Annotated in this window: 17 protein-coding genes; 16 read left to right on the plus strand and 1 reads right to left on the minus strand. The window is 71.4% G+C overall.

Annotation, left to right across the window (positions count from 1 at the left end; genetic code table 11):
- Positions 1–59: 59 nt before the first annotated feature.
- The 10 genes from E5082_RS17510 to E5082_RS17555 all read left to right on the plus strand — a co-directional run bounded on the left by E5082_RS17510 (position 60) and on the right by E5082_RS17555 (position 14,068).
- A complete protein-coding gene (locus tag E5082_RS17510) occupies positions 60–1,115 on the plus strand; it encodes a ScbA/BarX family gamma-butyrolactone biosynthesis protein (RefSeq protein ID WP_229918871.1) in 1,056 nt (351 codons plus the stop codon).
- The gene (locus E5082_RS17515; RefSeq protein WP_135792192.1) at positions 1,112–2,089 is read left to right on the plus strand and encodes an NAD-dependent epimerase/dehydratase family protein; all 978 of its coding nucleotides are present in this window, start codon (positions 1,112–1,114) and stop codon (positions 2,087–2,089) included. The genes E5082_RS17510 and E5082_RS17515 overlap by 4 nt, the downstream gene beginning before the upstream one ends.
- Positions 2,090–2,195: 106 nt before the next feature.
- Complete coding sequence (locus E5082_RS17520; protein ID WP_135792193.1) at positions 2,196–3,470, plus strand: MFS transporter; 1,275 nt, start codon at positions 2,196–2,198, stop codon at positions 3,468–3,470.
- Positions 3,471–3,512: 42 nt separating this feature from the next.
- A complete protein-coding gene (locus E5082_RS17525; protein ID WP_135792194.1) occupies positions 3,513–5,675 on the plus strand; it encodes a RecQ family ATP-dependent DNA helicase in 2,163 nt (720 codons plus the stop codon).
- Positions 5,676–5,804: 129 nt separating this feature from the next.
- Positions 5,805–7,280: a DUF4192 domain-containing protein gene (locus E5082_RS17530; RefSeq protein ID WP_135792195.1), complete on the plus strand. Its 1,476-nt coding sequence runs from the start codon at positions 5,805–5,807 to the stop codon at positions 7,278–7,280.
- Between the two features lie 106 nt (positions 7,281–7,386).
- Positions 7,387–8,145, plus strand: coding sequence for an NUDIX hydrolase (locus E5082_RS17535; RefSeq protein ID WP_135792196.1), 759 nt, complete (start codon positions 7,387–7,389; stop codon positions 8,143–8,145).
- A 161-nt stretch (positions 8,146–8,306) separates the two neighbouring features.
- Positions 8,307–10,082 (plus strand): ABC transporter ATP-binding protein, encoded by a 1,776-nt coding sequence (locus tag E5082_RS17540; protein WP_135792197.1) that lies wholly within the window; start codon positions 8,307–8,309, stop codon positions 10,080–10,082.
- A 162-nt stretch (positions 10,083–10,244) separates the two neighbouring features.
- Entirely contained in the window at positions 10,245–11,132 is an 888-nt protein-coding gene (locus E5082_RS17545) for a FadR/GntR family transcriptional regulator (RefSeq protein ID WP_135792198.1), read from the plus strand.
- 432 nt (positions 11,133–11,564) lie between these two features.
- A complete protein-coding gene (locus tag E5082_RS17550; protein ID WP_135792199.1) occupies positions 11,565–13,085 on the plus strand; it encodes an RNA polymerase sigma factor in 1,521 nt (506 codons plus the stop codon).
- A gap of 122 nt (positions 13,086–13,207) precedes the next feature.
- A complete protein-coding gene (locus tag E5082_RS17555; protein ID WP_135792200.1) occupies positions 13,208–14,068 on the plus strand; it encodes a serine protease in 861 nt (286 codons plus the stop codon).
- A 111-nt stretch (positions 14,069–14,179) separates the two neighbouring features.
- Here E5082_RS17555 and E5082_RS17560 read toward each other — a convergent pair whose 3' ends face one another.
- The gene (locus E5082_RS17560; RefSeq protein ID WP_086691807.1) at positions 14,180–14,410 is read right to left on the minus strand and encodes a DUF7455 domain-containing protein; all 231 of its coding nucleotides are present in this window, start codon (positions 14,408–14,410) and stop codon (positions 14,180–14,182) included.
- A gap of 439 nt (positions 14,411–14,849) precedes the next feature.
- On the opposite strand from E5082_RS17560, the gene E5082_RS17565 reads away from it, so the two are divergent.
- The 6 genes from E5082_RS17565 to E5082_RS17590 all read left to right on the plus strand — a co-directional run bounded on the left by E5082_RS17565 (position 14,850) and on the right by E5082_RS17590 (position 21,901).
- A complete protein-coding gene (locus tag E5082_RS17565) occupies positions 14,850–16,973 on the plus strand; it encodes a DNA gyrase/topoisomerase IV subunit B (RefSeq protein WP_135792201.1) in 2,124 nt (707 codons plus the stop codon).
- A gap of 329 nt (positions 16,974–17,302) precedes the next feature.
- A complete protein-coding gene (locus E5082_RS17570) occupies positions 17,303–17,851 on the plus strand; it encodes a DUF1453 domain-containing protein (RefSeq protein WP_190045296.1) in 549 nt (182 codons plus the stop codon).
- A complete protein-coding gene (locus tag E5082_RS17575) occupies positions 17,848–18,999 on the plus strand; it encodes a sensor histidine kinase (protein WP_167514087.1) in 1,152 nt (383 codons plus the stop codon). The genes E5082_RS17570 and E5082_RS17575 overlap by 4 nt, the downstream gene beginning before the upstream one ends.
- Positions 18,996–19,685 carry a response regulator transcription factor gene (locus E5082_RS17580; protein ID WP_135792202.1) on the plus strand — a complete coding sequence of 230 codons (690 nt, stop codon included), beginning with the start codon at positions 18,996–18,998 and terminating at the stop codon, positions 19,683–19,685. The genes E5082_RS17575 and E5082_RS17580 overlap by 4 nt, the downstream gene beginning before the upstream one ends.
- A gap of 69 nt (positions 19,686–19,754) precedes the next feature.
- The gene (locus E5082_RS17585) at positions 19,755–20,312 is read left to right on the plus strand and encodes a DUF485 domain-containing protein (RefSeq protein WP_190045295.1); all 558 of its coding nucleotides are present in this window, start codon (positions 19,755–19,757) and stop codon (positions 20,310–20,312) included.
- On the plus strand, positions 20,309–21,901 hold the full coding sequence (locus tag E5082_RS17590; protein ID WP_135792203.1) for a solute symporter family protein: 1,593 nt from the start codon (positions 20,309–20,311) through the stop codon (positions 21,899–21,901). The genes E5082_RS17585 and E5082_RS17590 overlap by 4 nt, the downstream gene beginning before the upstream one ends.
- Positions 21,902–21,912 lie beyond the last annotated feature (11 nt).

A 21,912-nucleotide genomic window follows, 5' to 3' on the forward strand; every position in this document is an offset into this window, starting at 1 on the left:
TGTCAGTATTTTGTCGAGGGGGAACGAGCCTTGATCACACCGGACTCAAAGGGCAATCCATGTCTGAAGGCATCAGCTTCATAGCCGACCGCGCCGTCATCGGTACCTCATCGGCCGTACGGACGGTCATGACGCAGGCACCGGACCCCGCCGCATCGCCCGAAGACCAGACCGACCCGCTGGTTCTTGTACCCGACTCCGGCGACACCGGTCAACCTCCCGTGCACGGCGGCCGGGCCACCGGAGAACTCGTGCACCGGCCGGACGCCGACGACGCCTTCCCCCAGCAATGGACCCGGCTGGCCGAACACCGCTATCTGGTCGTCGCCGACTGGCCCGCCGCCCACCGCTTCTTCGCTCCGCTCCCCGGCGGGGTCCAGGACCCGCTGCTGGTCGCGGAGACCATGCGGCAGACCGCGATGATGCTGGCCCACGCCGAGTACGGCGTCCCGGCCGCCCACCACTTCGTGATGTGGGACATGGAGTACGCCCTCGCCACGGCCGGCTTCGGCCTTTCGGACGCCTCGGGCCGCGTCGACGTCGTCGTGCAGTGCTCCGAGGTCCAGATGCGGGCCAGGAGCCTGGCCGGGATGAGGGTGCGGCTCACCTTCCAGCGTGGCGGGCGGCTCCTGGCCACGAGTACCGGCAGCCTGAGCTGCACGTCGGAGCGGGCCTACCGCAGGCTGCGCGGCGACAGGCTGGACGCCGCCGGCGATCCCGTGCCGCTGCTGGACGGCGTACCGCCCGAGCGGGTCGGACGGCGTGACCCCAGGGACGTGGTGCTCGCGCCCTCTGAGGAGGGGGCCGGGTGGCGGCTGCGGCTCGACACCGCGCATCCCACGCTCTTCGCGCGGGCCAACGACCACGTCCCCGGCATGGTGCTCCTGGAGGCCGCCCGGCAGGCCGCCGTCGCGCTGTCTCCCGAGGGGCGCTTCCTGCCCGCCTCGCTGGCGATCGCCTTCCACCGGTACGCCGAACTCGACGAGCCGTGTCTTGTCCGCGCCCGGCGCGAAACCTCCCCGGAGGGTGATGTCATCGTCCATGTCGAGGGCCTTCAGGGCGACGAGGCCGTCTTCACGGCCACCCTCGGCGACACCCCCGAGGTGGCCCGATGACCCGGCGCCTGCTCATCACCGGATCGAGCGGTTTCATCGGAGGACACGTACTGAGGGCCGCGGGCGCCGCCGAGGACGTACGGCTCCGGCTGCTCGTCCGCACTCCGCCGACCACACCCGACCCGGACGCCGAGTACGTGTACGGCGACCTCACCGACACCGCCTCGCTGCACGGCGTCTGCGCGGACGTGGACGGCGTCGTGCACTGTGCGGGGCTGATCGGCGGCGACGCGGAGCTGCTCCGCCAGGCCAACGACCTCGGCACCCGCGCCCTGGCGGACGAGGTGCGCCGGGCCGGAGTCACGCGGTTCGTGTACCTCAGCACGGCCGCCGTACACGGACGCGGGCCCTTCCGCGATGCCCGGCCCGGCGAAGTGCCCGTCGCTCCCGCCTCGGACACCAGTCGCACCCGCGCGGCCGCCGAGGAACACGTGCTCGGGGCGGGCGGAACGGTTCTGCGCCCCCACCTCGTTCATGGCCGGGGCGACCGCTGGGTGATCCCCGGCATCCTGGCCCTGCTGCGCACCCTGGGCGGCCTCCCGGACGGCTGGGCCGGGCTCCAGTCGATGATCGACGTCGAGACCCTGGGCCGGATCGCCGTCGCGGCGGCCACGACGGGCCCGGCGGACGGAGAGGGACGCGTCCACTACGTCACCCATCCCGATCCCGTGGCGGGGGAACTGCTGCTGTCCACCGTGGCGGAGACCTTCGGGATCTTCACCGAGGGCGCCCCGCGCATCTCGGCCGAGACCGCCCGGCAGCGGGTGCTCGGCCACCCCGCCGCCCGCCACCACCTCGGCATGCTCGCCGTCGACCACTGGTTCACCGACGAGTCGCTGTGGCGCGAGTTCGGCGTCGAACCGGGCGCCGGATTCGCCGGGCGCTTCCCGGAGTACGCCGACTGGTATCGCGCCCAGGCCGGGTTGCCGCCATTGGAAGCCGTGCGTCGCCCGGCGTTTGAAAGGACGCGGTGACTTAAGGCGGCGTTTCCCAGATCCCGGCCACGCGTGCGCAGCCGCGATCTGGGTCGCGCCCGGCGCGGCTCGGCCCACGAGCGAGCGCCGCTGGTAGGACCGGATCATGACGCGAGGAACCGGCCGCCCCCTGCTCGCCACCAGCCTGCGCTCCCTCAAGGTGCGCAACTTCCGGCTCTTCGCGGCGGGCCAGATCGCCTCCGCCACCGGCACCTGGATGATGGCCGTCGCCCAGGACTGGCTCGTACTGGAGCTGACCGGCGACTCCGGCGGGGCACTCGCCACCGTCACCGCCCTCCAGTTCACCCCGGTCCTCCTGCTGACCCTCTACGGCGGCCGGCTCGCCGACCGGTACGACAAACGCGCCCTCCTGACCGGCGCCAACATCGCGTCCGGCGTCTTCGCCCTCGCCCTCGGCCTGCTCGTGACCGCCGACGCCGCCCGGCTCTGGCACATCTACGTCGCGGCCGCCGCGCTCGGCGTGGCCAACGCCGTGGAGGTCCCGGCCCGGCTGTCCTTCATCACCGAACTCGTCGGCCCCGAACTGCTCCCCAACGCCTCCGCGCTGAGCGGCGCCTACTTCAACATCGCGCGCGTGCTGGGCCCTTCGCTGGCCGGGCTGCTCATCCAGTGGTCGGGCACGGGGACCGTGATGCTGCTCAACGCCGTCAGCTACACGGCCGCGGTCGCCGGGCTGCGCGCCATGCGCCCGGCGGAGCTGCACCGCGCGCCCCGCACCGACACGCCCGCGCGCGTCATCGAGGGCCTGGCCCATCTGCGGACCCGGCCCGACCTGCTCACGACACTCGCCCTGGTCGCGGCGGTCGCCCTCTTCGGCCTCAACCTGCCCCTGACACTGCCGCTCATGGCCCGCGTGGTGTTCCACACCGAGGCCGCGTCCTTCGGCCTCCTCACCGCCGCGCTCGCCGGCGGCTCCCTGCTGGCCGCGCTGGTCGGCACCCTGCGCCGGACCCGCCCCTCGGCGCGGCTGGTGGCCGCCTGGGGATGCGGGTTCGGGGCACTGGAGCTGATCACGGGGTGGGCGCCGAACCTGTCCGTCGCACTGGCGCTGCTGGTGCCGACCGGATTCGCCTCGCTCTACTTCGTCCAGGCGGCGAACCACCGCATCCAACTGGGCGGCGACCCGGCTCACCGGGGCCGGGTGATGGCCCTCTACACCGTGATCCTGCAGGGCAGCACCCCGCTCGGCGCCCTCTTCGTCGGCACCGCCACCCACACCCTCGGCGCCCGCTCGGGACTGTGGGCGGGCGGACTGTTCGCACTGCTCGCCGCCCTCATTGCCCTGGCCGGGGCACGCGCGGACGCGCCGGTCCCTGCGTCAGAGGAGGAGCGGGTCCGGCCGACGGGGAGCCGTCCGTAAGGCGAGTGGCCGGATGTCAGTGGGGTGCGGTTGCATGGGGGCATGAACGACCTGGAGCAGTTGCGTACCGAAGCCGACGCCGTCCTCGCCGAGCTGGTCGGCGCGCCGGAGGGTTCGGCGCGGCTGCGGGAGGACCAGTGGGAGGCGGTCAAGGCCCTGGTGGTGGACCGGCGCCGGGCCCTGGTCGTGCAGCGCACCGGCTGGGGCAAATCGGCCGTGTACTTCGTGGCCACCGCGCTGCTCCGCCGTCGCGGCTCGGGTCCCACGGTGATCGTCTCGCCGCTGCTGGCGCTGATGCGCAACCAGGTCGAGTCGGCCGCGCGGGCAGGCATCCAGGCCCGCACCATCAACTCGGCCAACCCCGAGGAGTGGGATGCCATCCACGAGGAGGTGGAGCGCGGCGAGGTCGACGTGCTGCTGGTGAGCCCGGAACGGCTCAACTCCGTCGACTTCCGCGACCGCATGCTGCCCAAGCTGGCGGCCACCACCGGCCTGCTGGTCGTGGACGAGGCGCACTGCATCTCCGACTGGGGCCACGACTTCCGCCCCGACTACCGCAGGCTTCGCACCATGCTCCAGGAACTGGCGCCCGGCGTGCCCGTGCTCGCCACGACCGCCACGGCCAACGCGCGCGTCACGGCGGACGTGGCCGAGCAACTGGGCACCGGCGCGGGCGAGGCGCTGGTGCTGCGGGGGCGGCTGGACCGGGAGAGCCTGCGGGTCGGCGTGGTGCGGCTGCCCGACGCGGCGCACCGGCTGGCGTGGCTGGCGGAGCACCTGAACGAGCTGCCGGGCTCCGGGATCATCTACACGCTGACCGTCTCGGCCGCCGAGGAGGTCACCGCCTACCTCCGCGCACGCGGCTTCGCCGTCGCCTCCTACACCGGCCGGACGGAGAACGCCGACCGCCAGCAGGCCGAGGCCGACCTGCTGGACAACCGTGTCAAAGCCCTGGTGGCGACCTCCGCGCTGGGCATGGGCTTCGACAAGCCCGACCTGGGCTTCGTCGTCCACCTCGGCTCGCCGTCCTCCCCGATCTCCTACTACCAGCAGGTGGGCCGCGCGGGCCGAGGCGTCGAACACGCCGATGTGCTGCTGCTGCCGGGCAAGGAGGACGAGGCGATCTGGCGGTACTTCGCCGAGGTCGCCTTCCCGCCCGAGTCCCAGGTCCGCCAGACCCTGGCCGCCCTCGCCGACGCGGGCCGCCCGCTGTCCGTGCCCGCGCTGGAATCGCTGGTGGACCTGCGGCGCACCCGGCTGGAACTCATGCTCAAGGTGCTGGACGTGGACGGCGCCGTGCACCGGGTGAAGGGCGGCTGGACGGCCACCGGCGCCGAATGGGTCTACGACGCCGAACGCTACGCCTGGGTCGCCCGCCAGCGCGCCGCCGAACAGCAGGCCATGCGGGACTACGTCGGCACGGACGAGTGCCGGATGGCCTTCCTGCGCCGCCAGCTCGACGACGTGGAGATCACTCCGTGCGGGCGCTGCGACAACTGCGCGGGTGCCTGGATCGACACGGCCGTCTCCGCCGAGGCGCTGACAGCCGCCGCCGGTGAACTGGACCGGCCCGGCGTGGAGATCGAGCCGCGCCGCATGTGGCCCACGGGGATGCCCGCGCTGGGCATCGACCTCAAGGGCCGCATCCCGGCGAAGGAGCAGTGCGCCACCGGGCGTGCCCTGGGCCGGCTCTCGGACATCGGCTGGGGCAACCGGCTCCGGCCGCTGCTGGCCGAGCAGACGCCTGACGGGCCGGTCCCGCAGGACGTGCTGAAGGCCGTGGTGGAGGTCCTCGCGGACTGGGCGCGCTCGGCCGGTGGGTGGGCGTCGAACACGCCGGACGCCATGGCCCGTCCGGTCGGTGTCGTCGCCATGCCCTCGGTGAGCCGACCGCAGCTTGTCGCCTCGCTCGCGGAGCGGGTGGCCGAGATCGGGCGGCTGCCGTATCTGGGTGCGCTCGCGTACAGCGGGGAGGCCGGGGCGCATCAGGCACATCGCAGCAACTCGGCTCAGCGGCTGCAGGCGCTGGCGTCGGCCTTCACGGTGCCGGGCGAACTGGCGGAGGCTCTGGCCGGTGCTCCGGGGCCGGTGCTGCTCGTGGACGACCGGACCGAGTCCGGGTGGAGTCTGGCGGTCGCGGCGCGGTTGTTGCGGCGGGCGGGGGCGGGGGAAGTTCTGCCGTTGGTGCTGGCTGCGGCGGGGTGAGGTCGGCTGTCGGGGGCAGGGCCCGTGGGGCGGGCGGGTGTTGCTTGTCGTGTCCCTGCTTCGACTTATCCACAGGACCCGTTATCCACAGGCCCAGCGGGATTTCCAGATTCGCGGGATCGTCGGCGCATGACGAATCACGGCGAAACGACCGAACCCTTCGAAAACGGTGACATCGCGGCGGGAGTGTCCTTCGACGGGCAGATCACGCCCGACACCCCGATCGCCCTGCGCACCCCGGCCGAGCTGGCCGACGCGCTGCCGTATCTGCTGGGGTACCGCCCGGAGGACAGCATGGTGCTGGTCAGCCTGCTCGACCGGGGCAACTTCGGCGGGCGTGCCCGCCTCGGCATTCCGGCCGGCGTCGAGGACTGGCAGGCGGCGGCGCGGCAGATCGCCAGAGGGCTGGTGATCGGCGCCCGGCGGCGGGGTTCCCGGCCCGACCGAATCGTGGCCTACGTCTGCCAGGAGCCACGGCCGGGGGAGACGGGGCGGGACGTGATGCTCCGGCTCGCTCCGCTCGCCCAGTTGCTCCGCACCGAGTGCGGCAGTCTCGACGTACCGGTGATCGAGGCGCTGTGCGTCTCGGACGCCCGCTTCTGGTCCTACGTCTGCCCGGTGGAGAGCTGCTGCCCGCCCGACGGCACGCCGATGGGCATGCCGGGCACCACGGCCATGGCGGCCGCGGCCACCTACGCCGGCATCCACGTACGGGGCTCGCTGCGGGAGCTGCGCGCGAGGATGCAGCCCTGGGAGACCTCGGCCGCGCTGGAGCAGGAGGTCGCGCTGGACGCCGCCGGCATGTCGCTGGTGCCCCGCATCCTGGACGACGCCAGCCGCGCCGAGGTGGCCGAGGAGACGCTGGACCTGGCCGGACGGATCATCCGCCGGTTCGCCGAGGCCGCGCCGGTGTCGGGCGTCCACCCGGCGGACGTCCGCGACGACGCGCTCCTCGGCCACGACGAGGCGGCCACCCTCATCCTCGGTCTGCAGGACCGCACGACCCGCGACCGGGCGGCTGCGTGGATGGAGGGTGACGATGGCGCGCCCGCCCTGCGGCTCTGGCGGGCACTGGCCCGCCGCTGCGTCGGCCCGTACCGCGAACACGCGGCGGCTCCACTGACCCTGGCCGGCTGGGTCGCCTGGTCGACCGGCGACGACATCGAGGCCCGAGAGGCCCTGGCCATGGCCCTCGGTGCCGACCCGCACTACCTCTTCGCCCAGCTCCTGCACCGGGCGTGCAACGAGGGCCTGGACCCGGAGTCGATCCGCAGGTGCCTCCGGCAGGAACGGGACGGGCGGACACCGGGGGAGGGATCACCCTCAACGGCGCCCAACATTCCGGAGCAGAAATCCGGCTCCCAGCTCCCTCCGGACGCCTCCCTCGCCGTGCAGGACACGACGGAGGCGGACCCGGCCACGCCACCGCGCCGAAAGCGCCGCCCCCGCTCCACCGGCCCGGGCGACACCGCCCCTGGCAAGACCGCTCCCCGTAACTCCGGCCCCTGTACTCAGCGCCCGCAAGCCCAGACCAGGCGCCCGACCCGCTCACGGTCCACCCCCTCCGGAGTCGGCAAGACCTGTCACGACGGGGAGGACGGCTGAGCAGGCGCCCCGGACTGCCTGATCACTCCGTCCGGGTCCCAGCGGATTCACCGATCCTCCCAGCGAACAGAGTGTTTATCGTCAGGAAGACGACTATGATCGCGGCATGCCCTACGACCCCTCAGCGTTCCCGCCCTTCGCCGTCACCGTGGACCTGGTCGTGCTGACCGTGCGCCGCCACGCCCTGTGTGCGCTGGCGGTACGCCGGGGCGAGTCGCCCTTCCAGGGGCGGTGGGCGCTCCCCGGCGGCTTCGTACGGGACGACGAGGACCTCGCCCAGGCGGCGGCGCGCGAGCTGGCAGAGGAGACGGGACTCCGGGCGCACGACCCGGCGACTCCGGCGCAGGACCACGGTGCCCACTTGGAGCAGCTCGCCACCTACGGCGACCCGAAGCGCGATCCGCGTATGCGCGTGGTGAGCGTCGCCCACCTCGCTCTCGCGCCCGACCTGCCCGCCCCGCGTGCGGGCGGCGACGCGAGCAACGCGCGCTGGGCACCGGTGGAGGAACTGCTCCAGCAGGGAGGCTACGGCCGTGACGGCGAACCGACGGCGCCCCTGGCCTTCGATCACGCCCTGATCCTCTCCGACGGAGTGGAGCGCGCCCGCTCCAAGATCGAGTACTCGTCGTTGGCCACCGCGTTCTGCCCGCCGGAGTTCACGGTCGGTGAGCTGCGACGGGTCTACGAGGCCGTCTGGGGCGTGGCGCTCGACCCCCGCAACTTCCATCGCAAGGTCACCGGCACGCCCGGCTTCCTCGTCCCCACGGGCGGCACCACCACACGCCAGGGTGGCCGGCCCGCACAGCTCTTCCGGGCGGGCGGCGCCACTCTGCTCAACCCCCCGATGCTCCGCCCGGAGGTCTGAGGCCGGACGCCTGACCATCACGGGCGTGGCAGTTGGGAAGCGGTCGCGCGCGGGACGCTCATCGGGCAAGTGAGCCATGCAGGTTGACCCTCCGCCGAACAACTGCCGGACAGAAGAGGCGATACCTGGAAAACAGGACATAGCGCGCTATCTTCCGTCAGGTGATCCAGGCTGTCGGACTGACCAGTGATTCCCTCAAAGACCAGCCGCCCGCCGTCGAGGACGTCTCCTTCGAAGCGCGCTCCGGCCAGGTGACCGCCCTGCTCGGAGCGGGGGGCGCGGGCAAGACGACGGTGCTCAGACTGATGCTCGAACTCCAGCGAGGGCGCGGCATCGCCTACTTCAGAGGGCGCCCATTGCACTGCATCGCCCACCCCTCACACGAAGTCGGCGTACTCCTCGGCGATGTACCGGGACACCCCTCCCGCACGGTCCGTAACCACCTGCGCATGCTCTGCGCTGCGGCCGGCGTCCCGGCCAGGCGGGCCGACGACGTGCTGGAGGAGGTCGGCCTCGTCAGCCTCCGCGAGGAACGGCTCGGCACGCTGTCCCTCGGGATGGACCGTCGACTCGGCCTGGCCTGCGCCCTGCTGCCCGACCCGCACACCCTTGTGCTGGACGAACCGGCCGCCGGACTCTCCGCACCGGAGTCACGTTGGCTGCACTCCACCCTGCGGGAGTATGCCGGCCACGGTGGCGCCGTACTTCTCACGACCGCCGACCCCAAGGAGGCCGCCCGGCACGCCGATCACATCGTCACCCTCGATGCGGGCCGGGTCGCCGCCGACCTGGAGGCGGTGGAGTTCGCCCGTACCCGGCTCCGGCCGCGGGTAGCCGTCCGCAGTCCCCACGCCTCACGCCTGGCCCACCTGCTCACCACGGAGGCCCGCACCGAACAGCGTTCCGTGGAGGTCGTCCGCGAGGAGGGCAACCGCCTCTCCGTGTACGGCAGCACGACGGCGGACGTCGGCGAGACCGCCTTCCGGAACGGCATCCTCATCCACCAACTCGCCGATGAGGTCGGTGACATGCGGATGGACCCGGTTGAGGTGGAACAGCCGGCGCCGGCCGAAGACGCTGCAGTGCCGGAGGGGGACGCGGAGCCGGAGCAAGCCGAGACCGCAGATGCCTCCGAGCCCCTGCCGCTCCCCGTCGCCGTCCGCTCCGTACGCAGCCCCCTCCGTCCCCTGCGCTACGAACTACGGCGCGCCACCGGAATCAGCACCGGATACGTCGTCTGTGGTGTCGCCCTCGTCGTGTCCGCGATCACCGCCGTGGTGCTGGCCCGTATCGGGCACACCCCGCAGGCACGCCTGTTCGCCGCCTGGCCGCGCGAACTGCCGCTGCCGCCGGTCGCACTCGCGGCGGGGCTGCTCGGTGCGCTCGCCTTCGGGGACGAGTTCCGGCATCCCGCGCTGGCGGCGGACCGGGGCACCGTTCCCCGACGGCTGGGGCTCCTCACCGCGAAGCTCTTCGTCTCCGGAATCACCGCGGGGACGCTTGCCTTTCTCGCCCTGGGCTGTGACGCCGAGCTTCTCTATCTCGTCTACGGCCGGGAATTGGTCCAGGTCCCCGGAGACTGGCTGCCGCTGTGTGCGAGTTGGCTGGCGCTCATGGTCGGCTGCGCGTGGGCCGGTGTGCTGGCGGCCGGGGTGTTCCGGTCCACGGCGGCGGGACTGGCGGCCGTACTCGCGGTGCCGGTGGCCGTCGTCCCGCTCGTGCACCGATTCTTCGAAGGCTCATATGTGCGAGTCGCGGCCGGGATTCACGTGCGGATGCGGGAGGTGCTTCTTCTCCAGTGGCCCTTCGGAGGGGAACGCTGTCTGCTGGGACTTGCGCGAGTGATCGCCCAACCCGTGGGTGGCGCAATGACGTTGTCGCTCGCCGCACTGCTGTGCGCGTACTTGATCACGACGCTGCGCGCCAGGGCGAGATGAGGCCCGGGGGTGCGGTTTCCGAGCCGCTGTGCACACAACTCCCCACAGAAAGCCCGTTTATTTCCGATAAGGCGTCAATTGCGACGGGGTGAGCGATCACCCTTTCGTGTGCTTTTCACCAAAGCCCTCAAGGCAGTTGGAGGCAACGCCGACAAAAGATGCGTGAGTACCCTTGCGCACACCATGATGACCGCCGCCCGCTCCGCCGACTCCGGCCTCGCCGGACCGGGCGAACTCGACCGCTACCCCTACGCCGAGGCCCCGATGGCCGACCGCGTGGCGGCGCCCGCCTGGGAGGGCGCCGATTCCGACCTGGGCCGCGTGGGCCGGCGCGCTGCGGGCAGTCGCGGGCGCGGACTGCACGGCCAGCTCGTCCAGCAGCTCGGTCAGATGATCGTCTCCGGCGACCTGGGTGCCGACCGCCCGCTGGTGCCGGAGGAGATCGGCCAGCGTTTCGAGGTCTCCCGCACCGTGGTGCGCGAGTCCCTCAGGGTCCTGGAGGCCAAGGGCCTCGTCAGCGCCCGGCCGAACGTGGGTACCCGCGTGCGTCCGGTGAGCGACTGGAACCTGCTCGACCCGGACATCATCGAATGGCGCGCCTTCGGCCCGCAGCGCGACGACCAGCGCCGTGAGCTGAACGAACTGCGCTGGACGATCGAGCCGCTCGCCGCCCGCCTCGCCGCCGGGCACGGCCGCGAGGACGTGCAGCAGCGCCTCGTCGACCTGGTGGAGATCATGAGCCACGCCCTCGCCCAGGGTGACGCGCTGACCTTCTCGCGGGCCGACGTCGAATTCCACGCGTTGCTCATCCAGGTCGCGGGCAACCGGATGCTGGACCACCTGTCCGGGATCGTCTCCGCCGCCCTCCAGGTCTCCGGCGGCCCCGCCACCGGCTGTGAGCGGCCGACCGAGGCGTCCGTCGCCCAGCACGCGCGGATCGTGGAGGGGCTCGGGAGCGGCGACGGCGCCGTGGCCGAGGGCGCGATGCGCCAGCTCCTCACCGTCCACCCCGAGGTGGAGCGCGTGGTCCCCGCCCCGCGCGAGCACTGACGGGAATGCGGACGGCGTGCCCGCCCGTGGCGCGCCCCAGTGATCGAGATGGCGGTACCGCGACCGGGTCCCGCCGTCGCCGGACTCGGCCGGACTCCCAGGAATCCGGCCGAGTCCGGCGGTACGACAGGCCACCCGGACCGGCGAAGTGATCAAGACGGAAATCGGCAGCGGACCGCTTCCTTCACATGTGATCGCATTTGGCTGTCGGGAGGGTGTGACTCGGGCCACGCGGATTGGGCGTAACGCTCCCGGAAACAGCGCGATGACCTAAGAGGTGAACAGCCGCGAAGGGAATACGGACGCCGTGCCAGGCGCTGTGTCTCTTCCCGGCCCCGCCCGCGCCGTCGGCCCATCCCCAGGCCGGTGGTCGGCTCCTGTCCATGACGGACGGTGCCGGAAGCCGCTTTCCAACGTTCCGAGAGGTTGTTCGTGTCGGCCAGCACATCCCGTACGCTCCCGCCGGAGATCGCCGAGTCCGTCTCTGTCATGGCGCTCATTGAGCGGGGAAAGGCTGAGGGGCAGATCGCCGGCGACGATGTGCGTCGGGCCTTCGAAGCTGACCAGATTCCGGCCACTCAGTGGAAGAACGTACTGCGCAGCCTCAACCAGATCCTTGAGGAAGAGGGTGTGACGCTGATGGTCAGTGCCGCAGAGCCCAAGCGCACCCGCAAGAGCGTCGCAGCGAAGACCCCGGCCAAGCGCACCGCCACCAAGACGGTCGCGGCGAAGACGGTGACCACCCGCAAGGCCACGGCCGCTCCGGCCGCCGCCACGGGTGAGGACGCCGACGACGCCGCCTCCGTCACGAAGGCCGCTGCCAAGAAGACCACCGCCAAGAAGACGGTCGCGAAGAAGACCACCGCCAAGAAGACGGCGGCCAAGAAGACCAGCGCCAAGAAGGACGACGCCGAGCTTCTCGAGGACGAGGTCGTCGAGGAGACCAAGACCGCCGACGAGCCCGAGGGCACCGAGGCCGCCGGCTTCGTGCTGTCCGACGAGGACGAGGACGACGCGCCCGCGCAGCAGGTCGCCGCGGCCGGCGCCACCGCCGACCCGGTCAAGGACTACCTGAAGCAGATCGGCAAGGTCCCCCTGCTCAACGCCGAGCAGGAAGTCGAGCTGGCCAAGCGCATCGAGGCGGGTCTGTTCGCCGAGGACAAGCTCGCCAACTCCGACAAGCTCGCGCCGAAGCTCAAGCGCGAGCTGGAGATCATCGCCGAGGACGGCCGCCGCGCCAAGAACCACCTCCTGGAGGCCAACCTCCGTCTGGTGGTCTCCCTGGCCAAGCGCTACACCGGCCGCGGCATGCTCTTCCTGGACCTCATTCAGGAGGGCAACCTCGGTCTGATCCGCGCGGTCGAGAAGTTCGACTACACCAAGGGCTACAAGTTCTCCACGTACGCCACCTGGTGGATTCGTCAGGCGATCACCCGCGCGATGGCCGACCAGGCCCGCACCATCCGTATCCCGGTGCACATGGTCGAGGTCATCAACAAGCTCGCGCGCGTGCAGCGTCAGATGCTCCAGGACCTGGGCCGCGAGCCCACCCCGGAGGAGCTGGCCAAGGAACTCGACATGACCCCCGAGAAGGTCATCGAGGTCCAGAAGTACGGCCGCGAGCCCATCTCCCTGCACACCCCGCTGGGCGAGGACGGCGACAGCGAGTTCGGTGACCTCATCGAGGACTCCGAGGCCGTCGTCCCCGCCGACGCCGTCAGCTTCACGCTCCTCCAGGAGCAGCTCCACTCGGTGCTCGACACCCTGTCGGAGCGCGAGGCCGGCGTCGTGTCGATGCGCTTCGGTCTCACCGACGGTCAGCCGAAGACCCTGGACGAGATCGGCAAGGTCTACGGCGTGACGCGTGAGCGCATCCGCCAGATCGAGTCGAAGACCATGTCGAAGCTGCGCCACCCGTCGCGTTCGCAGGTGCTGCGCGACTACCTCGACTAGGTCGAGTCCGCACGGACACCGAAGGCCCGGCTCCCCTCGTGGGGGCCGGGCCTTCGTGCTGCGGGCCGTCGTGCGCCGGATGACTCTGGGTGTTCCAGAAGCACCCTGAGTGAGGAGTCCGCATGCGCCGTACCGTTGTCCGGGCACTGATCCGGCCGCTCTCCCTGGCGGCCACGCTGACCTCGATACCCCTGATCGGCGCGGCTCCGGCCGCGGCCGACAGCATCGTGGTCGGCGGGTTTCCGATCGATGTCTCCCAGGCCCCGTGGACGGTGGCGCTCTCCAGCCGTGACCGGTTCGGGGGTAGCCGAGCGGGCCAGTTCTGCGGCGGGGTGGCGATCGAGCCGACTACCGTCCTCACCGCCGCCCACTGCGTCGCCGACGACATCGTGGGCACGCCCCCGAACCGGGTGCGCGACTTCAAGGTCATCGCGGGCCGCACCGACCTCCTCGCCACCGACGGCCAGGAGACGGCCGTACGGGACATCAAGGTGAACCCGGCGTACGACCCCGCCACCAATGCCGGCGACTACGCCGTCCTCACCCTCGCCGAGCCCGTGCCGCAGAGCGCCGTCGTGCCCATGGCGGCGGCCGGTGACCCGGCGTACGCGGCCGGCACCGAAGCCATGGTCTCGGGCTGGGGTGACACCAGCGGCGACGGTGCCTACACGAACCGGCTGCGCGCCGCGCGGGTGCATGTGCTGGCCGACGACCTGTGCACCCGTGCCTATCCGGGCGGCCGGAACGGCACCTACCGCGCCGCCTCCATGCTCTGCGCGGGAGAGACCGCCGGAGGGCCGGACGCCTGCCAGGGCGACAGCGGCGGCCCGCTGGTCGCCGGGGGACGGCTGATCGGGCTGGTGAGCTGGGGGAGCGGGTGCGGGCAAGCGGGCAGACCGGGTGTCTACACACGGGCGTCCCAGGCCGTGCGCACGCTGGAGCCGGCCGAGAGCGATGCCGAGAAGGCCCCCGAGCGCTCCTGAGAGCGCCTGGGATGCCCTTCCGGGTACCAGAACGGGCGGCCGCTCCCCTGGGGAAGCAGCCGCCCGTCAACCGGCCTGTGCCGGGGCTGGCTCGTCGGGTGGGTGCGAGATTCAGCGCTCTTCAGTGGCAGAGGTGCCGGGAACGGACGTGAGCCGCTCCGTCTCGTCCTGTATCTCAGCGGCGATCTTCTTGAGTTCCGGCTCGAACTTGCGCCCGTGGTGGGCGCAAAAGAGCAGTTCTCCGCCGCTCAGCAGGACGACGCGCAGGTATGCCTGGGCGCCGCAGCGGTCGCAGCGATCGGCGGCCGTCAGCGGGCTCGCGGGGGTCAGAACAGTAGTCACGTCGCCTCTTCTCTAGCTCGACGAGCTGTCGTACCAGGGTCAACATCCAACCAGGCCGATTTCGTTCCCGCTCGGGGCTTTCCGTCGAAAATTTCTTTCGGGACGGCTGGGTGTTGCCGGTTGGCGGCGAATGTGCCGTAGTGCGTGGTCTGGTGCGTACGGGTTCGCGCGGTCTTGGGGGTCGGTCCTCCCGGCTGGGTTGCCGGTTGTTGATGAGGACGTGCCCGGAGCCTAAATGGTTCATGCCTCGAAGGGAACGTGATGTGTGCTTCACTCCATCGAGGGATCGAACGTCCGTACGACCCTCGGCTAGTCTGAGTTCCCCGCCGAGGGTGGCGTTACACCGGCTCTACCAGGCATCGGTACCCTCTGAGCGGCGACCGAAGCCGGCCCCGTACCCACCAGGGGCCCATCTGAAATTCAGCGAGGAGCGAACCGCGTGACCGCCGATACGTCCGTGCCGTCCACAGCGCTGCTGGCAGGAGCAGACCGGGACGGCTCCAACTACACCGCGCGGCACCTCCTCGTCCTCGAGGGCCTGGAAGCCGTGCGCAAGCGTCCGGGCATGTACATCGGCTCGACCGACAGTCGCGGCCTGATGCACTGCCTCTGGGAGATCATCGACAACTCCGTGGACGAGGCCCTCGGCGGTTACTGCGACCACATCGAGGTGATCCTCCACGACGACGGCTCCGTCGAGGTCCGGGACAACGGTCGCGGCATCCCCGTGGACGTCGAGCCCAAGACCGGTCTGTCCGGCGTCGAGGTCGTCATGACCAAGCTGCACGCCGGCGGCAAGTTCGGCGGCGGCTCCTATGCGGCCTCCGGCGGTCTGCACGGCGTCGGCGCCTCCGTGGTGAACGCGCTCTCCGCCCGCCTCGACGTCGAGGTGGACCGGGGTGGCAGCACCCACGCCATCAGCTTCCGCCGCGGTGTTCCGGGCGCCTTCGCCCGAGGGGGCGCGGAGGCCAAGTTCGAGGCCGGGACCGGCCTCACCAAGACCAAGAAGATCCCGAAGAACCGCACCGGCACCCGCGTGCGCTACTGGGCCGACCGGCAGATCTTCCTCAAGGACGCCAAGCTCTCCCTGGACAACCTGCACCAGCGCGCCCGCCAGACCGCCTTCCTGGTGCCGGGCCTCACCATCGTCGTGCGCGACGAGATGGGCCTCGGTGAGGGCGGCAGCAAGGGCGAGGAATCCTTCCGCTTCGACGGCGGCATCAGCGAGTTCTGCGAGTACCTGGCCACCGACAAGCCGGTCTGCGACACGCTCCGCTTCTCGGGCCAGGGCACCTTCAAGGAGACCGTCCCGGTCCTCGACGACCACGGCCAGATGACGCCCACCGAGGTCACCCGCGAACTGGGTGTCGACGTGGCGCTGCGCTGGGGCACGGGCTACGACACCAACCTGAAGTCCTTCGTCAACATCATCGCCACCCCCAAGGGCGGCACGCACGTGGCCGGCTTCGAGCAGGCGGTCACCAGGACGATGAACGAGGTGCTGCGCGCCAAGAAGATGCTGCGCGTCGCAGAGGACGACGTGGTCAAGGACGACGCCCTGGAGGGTCTGACGGCGGTCGTCACCGCGCGGCTGGCCGAGCCGCAGTTCGAGGGCCAGACCAAGGAGGTGCTCGGCACCTCGGCGGCCCGCCGCATCGTCTCCACCGTGATCGCCCGGGAACTCAAGGCCTTCCTCACCTCCACCAAGCGGGACGATGCCGCGCAGGCCCGCACGGTCATGGAGAAGGTGGTCGCCGCCGCCCGCACCCGGGTGGCGGCCCGCCAGCACAAGGACGCCCAGCGCCGCAAGACCGCCCTGGAGTCCTCGTCCCTGCCCGCCAAGCTCGCCGACTGCCGCAGCGACGACGTCGACCGCAGCGAGCTGTTCATCGTCGAGGGCGACTCCGCGCTCGGTACGGCCAAGCTGGCGCGCAACTCCGAGTTCCAGGCGCTGCTGCCCATCCGGGGCAAGATCCTCAACGTGCAGCGCTCGTCCGTGACCGACATGCTCAAGAACGCCGAGTGCGGCGCGATCATCCAGGTCATAGGAGCGGGCTCGGGCCGCACCTTCGACATCGACGCCGCCCGCTACGGCAAGATCATCATGATGACGGACGCCGATGTGGACGGCTCCCACATCCGCTGCCTGCTGCTCACGCTCTTCCAGCGCTACATGCGGCCCATGGTCGAGGCGGGCCGGGTCTTCGCCGCCGTGCCCCCACTGCACCGCATCGAGCTGGTCCAGCCGAAGAAGGGGCAGGACAAGTACGTCTACACGTACTCCGACCGCGAGCTGCGGGACACGCTCCTGGAGTTCCAGCGCAAGGGCGTCCGGTACAAGGACTCCATCCAGCGCTACAAGGGCCTCGGTGAGATGGACGCCGACCAGCTGGCCGAGACCACGATGGATCCGCGCCACCGCACCCTGCGCCGCATCAACCTCGCGGACCTGGACGCCGCCGAGCAGGTCTTCGATCTGCTGATGGGCAACGACGTGGCGCCGCGCAAGGAGTTCATCTCCAGCTCGGCGGCGACGCTGGACCGGTCGCGGATCGACGCGTAGCCGTGTGCACTCGGCCTCGACCGAGTGCGGGCGGGACGACGGGAGTACTGGCTTTGGCCGGTGCTCCCGTTTTCGTTGCCGTGCCGTGCCGTGCCGGGCTTGTGGCGCTTTGTACTCCGGGTCAGGTGGGTCCGGGAGGTTCGGGGTGGCCGGGAGGTGCGGCTCAGGGTTCGCCCTGAGATCGCTCCACCCGTGGGTGGAGAAGCCCGCCCTGTGGAGATCCACCCGTGATCCACCCCCGCTCCGATCCCGTGGCCTGCGGATTTCCGTAGTTTCGAGGTGTCGGGAGCGACCGCCTCCGACGCCCCCTCTCGTACACGGAGGCTCGGATGTCCGGGTTCGTCGACGCGTTGGTGATCGTGACCGTCGCCGTGCTGGTGATCGCCAGGCAGTTCCGCAGCCATGCCATCGACGCCGAGCGGCGCTGGTGGCTGGCGCCCGCGATTCTCGCGGTCATGGCGCTGCGAGGGCCCGGCATAGTGGACTCCCACCACCGCGTCGAGTCGCTCGGACTGCTCGTCGCGGAAGTGGCCGTCGGGGTCGCCACCGGAGCCGGCTGGGCCTGGACCACCCGGATCTGGAGAGCGCCGGACGGGGTCGTGTGGAGTCGCAGCACCAAGGCCGCCGCCGCCGTGTGGGCCGGCGGGACAGCCCTGCGCGGCGGTCTCTTCGGCCTCGGATACGCCCTCGGGGTCCGGCAGGACAGCGCCGCCCTGATGCTGGGCCTCGCCGCGACCCTGCTGGTCCGCGGTGGCCTCACCGCCCGGCGGGCGTCGCTGCTGACCTCCTCGCCCACCCCGGCACCGACGTACGGTGACGGAACGCCGTCGGCATCGGCGGCCCCGGTGGCACGGCCGACGTGGAAGGAGCGGGTGTGAGCGAGAACGCCTGGACCCGCTGGCCCTCACGCGAGGCGCTCAGCAAGGAGGGCGTGAGCCGCCCCCGGCGTCTGCTGGCCCAGGCCATCAGGGTGGTGCTGCTCGGGCTGCTGCTGTGGGCGGCCCTCAGGCAGGACGACATCCCTCCGTGGGGGGAGGCCGCCGCCGTGGCAGGCGTGCTGCTGGCTTCCGGTGCGGCGTGGGGCTACTTCCGCGCCACCTACGCACACCGGCTGCTGCCCTCCCTGGCGCTCGTCGCCGTGCTCCTGGCCCTGGCGGTCGCCGCCCAGGTGACAGGTTTCGGGGGCCCCGCCCTGGTGCTCTGGTGCGGCTGCGGCATCCTCGCGCTGGAGCGGTTGCCCCTCGCGGCGGCGGTACCGGTGACCTCGGTCGCCCTGGCCTCCTTCGCGGTCTTCAACAAGGACGTGTGGCTCACCACCGCGTCCACCGTGGCCGGGCTGGCGCTGGCCGGCTACGTCGCGCGGCTGGACTCGGAGGCACGGGGCAACGCCCAGCGGCTGCTCGCCCAGGAGCGGGCCGCGCGGGAGGCGGAGGCGGAGTCCGCCGCGCTGAGCGAGCGGGCGCGGATAGCGCGGGAGATCCACGACGTGCTGGCCCACAGCCTCTCGGCGCAGATGGTGCACCTGGAGGCGGCCCGGCTGCTGCTGGAGCGCGACGCGAGCCGTGAGCAGGTGCTGGAGCGGGTGGTGGCCGCGCGGGGCATGGCCCGTGACGGGCTGGCCGAGACCCGTCAGGCGCTGTCGGCGCTCAGGGGTGAACTGAGCCCGCTGGAGGAGTTCCTGACGGACCTCGTCAGCGTGACGGACGGGGGCGAGGTCACCGTCACGGGTGAGCGCAGGCCGCTGCCGGCCGAGGCATCGCAGGCGGTGCGCCGGGTGGCGCAGGAGGCGATGACGAACGTCCGCAAGCACGCCCAGGGCGCGAAGGTGCGGGTCCGGCTCGACTACAGCGAGCATCAAGTGACCCTCGATGTGCGGGACAAGGGCGGGCGTCCGGGCGAACTGGCCGCCTCCGGCGGCGGGTACGGTCTGCTGGGCATGCGGGAGCGCGCCGAACTGCTGGGCGGCTCGCTGGACGCGGGGCCGGACGAGGAGGGGTTCGTGGTGACGTTGAAGGTGCCGCTGTGACGGCGCCGGAGGGGGAGCGGAAGCCCGCGCGGGTGGTGGTCGCCGACGACCAGACCGTGGTGCGGGAAGGCATCGTGATGCTGCTGGGACTGTTGCCCGGCCTCGAGGTGGTCGGCGCGGCCGGGGACGGCGAGGAGGCGGTGCGCCTGGTAGGCGAACTGGCCCCGGACGTGGTGCTGATGGACCTGCGGATGCCCCGGTGCGACGGGGTGGAGGCCACCCGGCGCATCCGGAGCGAGTACCCGGGCACCCAGGTGGTGGTGCTGACCACGTTCGCGGACGACGAGTCGCTGTTCGCCGCACTGCGCGCTGGGGCGCGGGGGTATCTGACCAAGGACGCGGGCGGGGAGGAGATCGTGCGCGCGGTCCAGAGCGTGCTGTCGGGGGAGGCCGGGCTGGCGCCGGGCATCCAGCTCCGGCTGCTGGAGAAGCTGTCGCAGGCCGAGGTGCGGACGACAGCGGCAGCGCCCGAGCCGCCCGACGGGCTGACCGCCCGCGAGAGCGAAGTGCTGGTGCTGATCGGCGAGGGGCTCAGCAACCAGGAGATCGCCCGGAAGCTGCACGTCTCCACGGCGACCGTGAAGACGCACATCAACAACCTCTTCGCCAAGACGGGCCTCAAGGACCGTGCGCAGGCGGTGCGTTACGCGTATGCGAAGGGCATGGTGCGGCCGAGGGCGGAGTGACTCACCTGATGGGGTGAAGTGATACGGGAAGATGTGTCGCGGATCTTCCCGATCTGTCCATCCTTGGGCATGCAGTCAAGCAATGGTCGACACTTCGGTACCGGGAACGGTCCCGGAAGTTCGGCCGACAACCAGGAAGAGCAGAGCGTGACTTCCCGCGACGTGCGGCAAGAGGACCCCTGGCACGACACGCTGACCGCCGGCTGGGGCTGGCCGAACGGGGCGGGGATGCCCGCACCGGCGGCCGTACCGCGGCCGCGCGGTGAGGCCGAGCGGGAGATCGTGGAGGCTCGTGCACGCGACGTGTATCTCGCGGTGCAGCAGAGCGAGGCGTTCCAGGAGGTGCGCAGCCGGTACCGGAGGTTCGTGGTGCCGGGAGCCGCCGCCTTCCTCGTCTGGTACGTGGGGTACGTGGTCACCGCGACGGCAGCGCCCGGTCTGATGGCGCGGCCCGTCATAGGGGCGGTGAACGTGGGGATGCTCGCCGGGCTGGGGCAGTTCGCCAGCACCTTCCTGCTCACCTGGGCCTACGCACGGCACGCGCGGCTGCGGCGCGACCGGCCCGCGCTGGAACTGCGCTGGGACACCCAGGAGCTGACCCGTGGCGTCCAGGGAGGCACCTCGTGACCAGCCACCACCAGATGCTGGCGCTGGTCCTGTTCAGCGCGTTCGTGGCCGTGACCCTGGGCATCACCACCTGGGTCAGCCGACGCAGACATGGGTCGGCGGAGGAGTTCTACGCCGGTGGGCGGCTCTTCACCCCGCTGGAGAACGGGTTCGCCATCTCCGGCGACTATCTCTCGGCGGCCTCCTTCCTCGGCGTGACAGGGCTCATCGCGCTGTACGGCTACGACGGGCTGCTGTACGGCGTCGGGTTCCTCGTGGCCTGGCTGGTCGTGTTGTTCGTCGCGGCCGAACTGGTGCGGAACTGCGGCCGGTTCACTCTGGCCGACGTGGTCGCCGCGCGGATGGCCGAGCGGCCGGTGCGGATCGCCACCGGCTCCGCCTCGGTCACCGTCTCCGTCATGTACCTGGTCGCCCAGATGGTGGGCGCCGGAAGCCTGGTGGCGCTGCTGCTCGGCGGCTCCGGCGGGGCCGCGCAGGCGTGGACGGTCATCGGGGTAGGCGCGCTCATGGTGATCTATGTGTCACTGGGCGGGATGCGGGCGACCACCTGGATTCAGATCGTGAAGGCCGTCCTGATGCTGACCGGGACGATCGTGATGACCGTGCTGGTCCTGGTGCGGTTCCACGGGGACATCAACCAGTTGCTGCTGACGGCGGCCGAGCGCAGCGGGCACGGGGCGTCGTTCCTGGCGCCGGGGCTCAAGTACGGCGGTGACTGGACCGCGAGGATGGACTTCATCAGCCTCGGCCTGGCGCTGGTGCTGGGCACCGCGGGCCTGCCGCACATCCTGTCCCGCTTCTACACGGTGCCGACCGCTCGGGCCGCCCGGCGTTCCACGGTGTGGTCGATCGGGCTCATCGGCAGCTTCTACCTGATGACGATCGTCCTCGGCTTCGGGGCGACCGCCGTGGTGGGCGCCGACGCGCTGCGCCGGTCCAACGCGGCCGGGAACACCGCGATCCCGCTGCTGGCGCTCGACCTGGGCGGCGGTGCCTCCTCCACCGGGGGCACCGTGCTGTTCGCGGTCGTGGCCGCCGTCGCCTTCGCAACCATCCTCGCGGTGGTCGCTGGGATCACCCTGGCCTCCTCGGCGTCGGTCGCCCACGACCTGTACGCGTCGCTGCGGCGCAGGCCCACCACCCCGCGCGGCGAGGTGGCCGTGGCGCGGATCGCGGCGGCCGCCATCGGTGTCGTGGCGATCGCGCTGGGGCTGCTGGCGCGGAACCTCAACGTGGCGTTCCTGGTCGGCCTGGCCTTCGCGGTGGCCGCCTCGGCGAATCTGCCGACGCTGCTGTACTCGCTGTTCTGGCGGAACTTCACCACGCGCGGCGCGGTCTGGGCCGTGTACGGAGGGTTGATCCCGGCGGTGATCCTGGTGCTGCTGTCGCCCGTGGTGTCGGGGAGCCCCGGCTCGCTTTTCCCCGGCGTCGACTTCCAGTACTTCCCCCTCCAGAATCCGGGCATCGTCTCCATCCCGCTCGGCTTCCTCGCGGGCTGGCTGGGCACGGTCACCTCGGACGAGATGCCGGACGAGGCCAAGTTCGCGGAGACCGAGGTGCGTTCGCTGACCGGAGCCGGAGCCGTGTAAGGGCACCGGGC

Origin of the sequence: Streptomyces griseoluteus (assembly GCF_004784465.1) — a bacterium.
Taxonomy (GTDB): domain Bacteria; phylum Actinomycetota; class Actinomycetes; order Streptomycetales; family Streptomycetaceae; genus Streptomyces; species Streptomyces griseoluteus.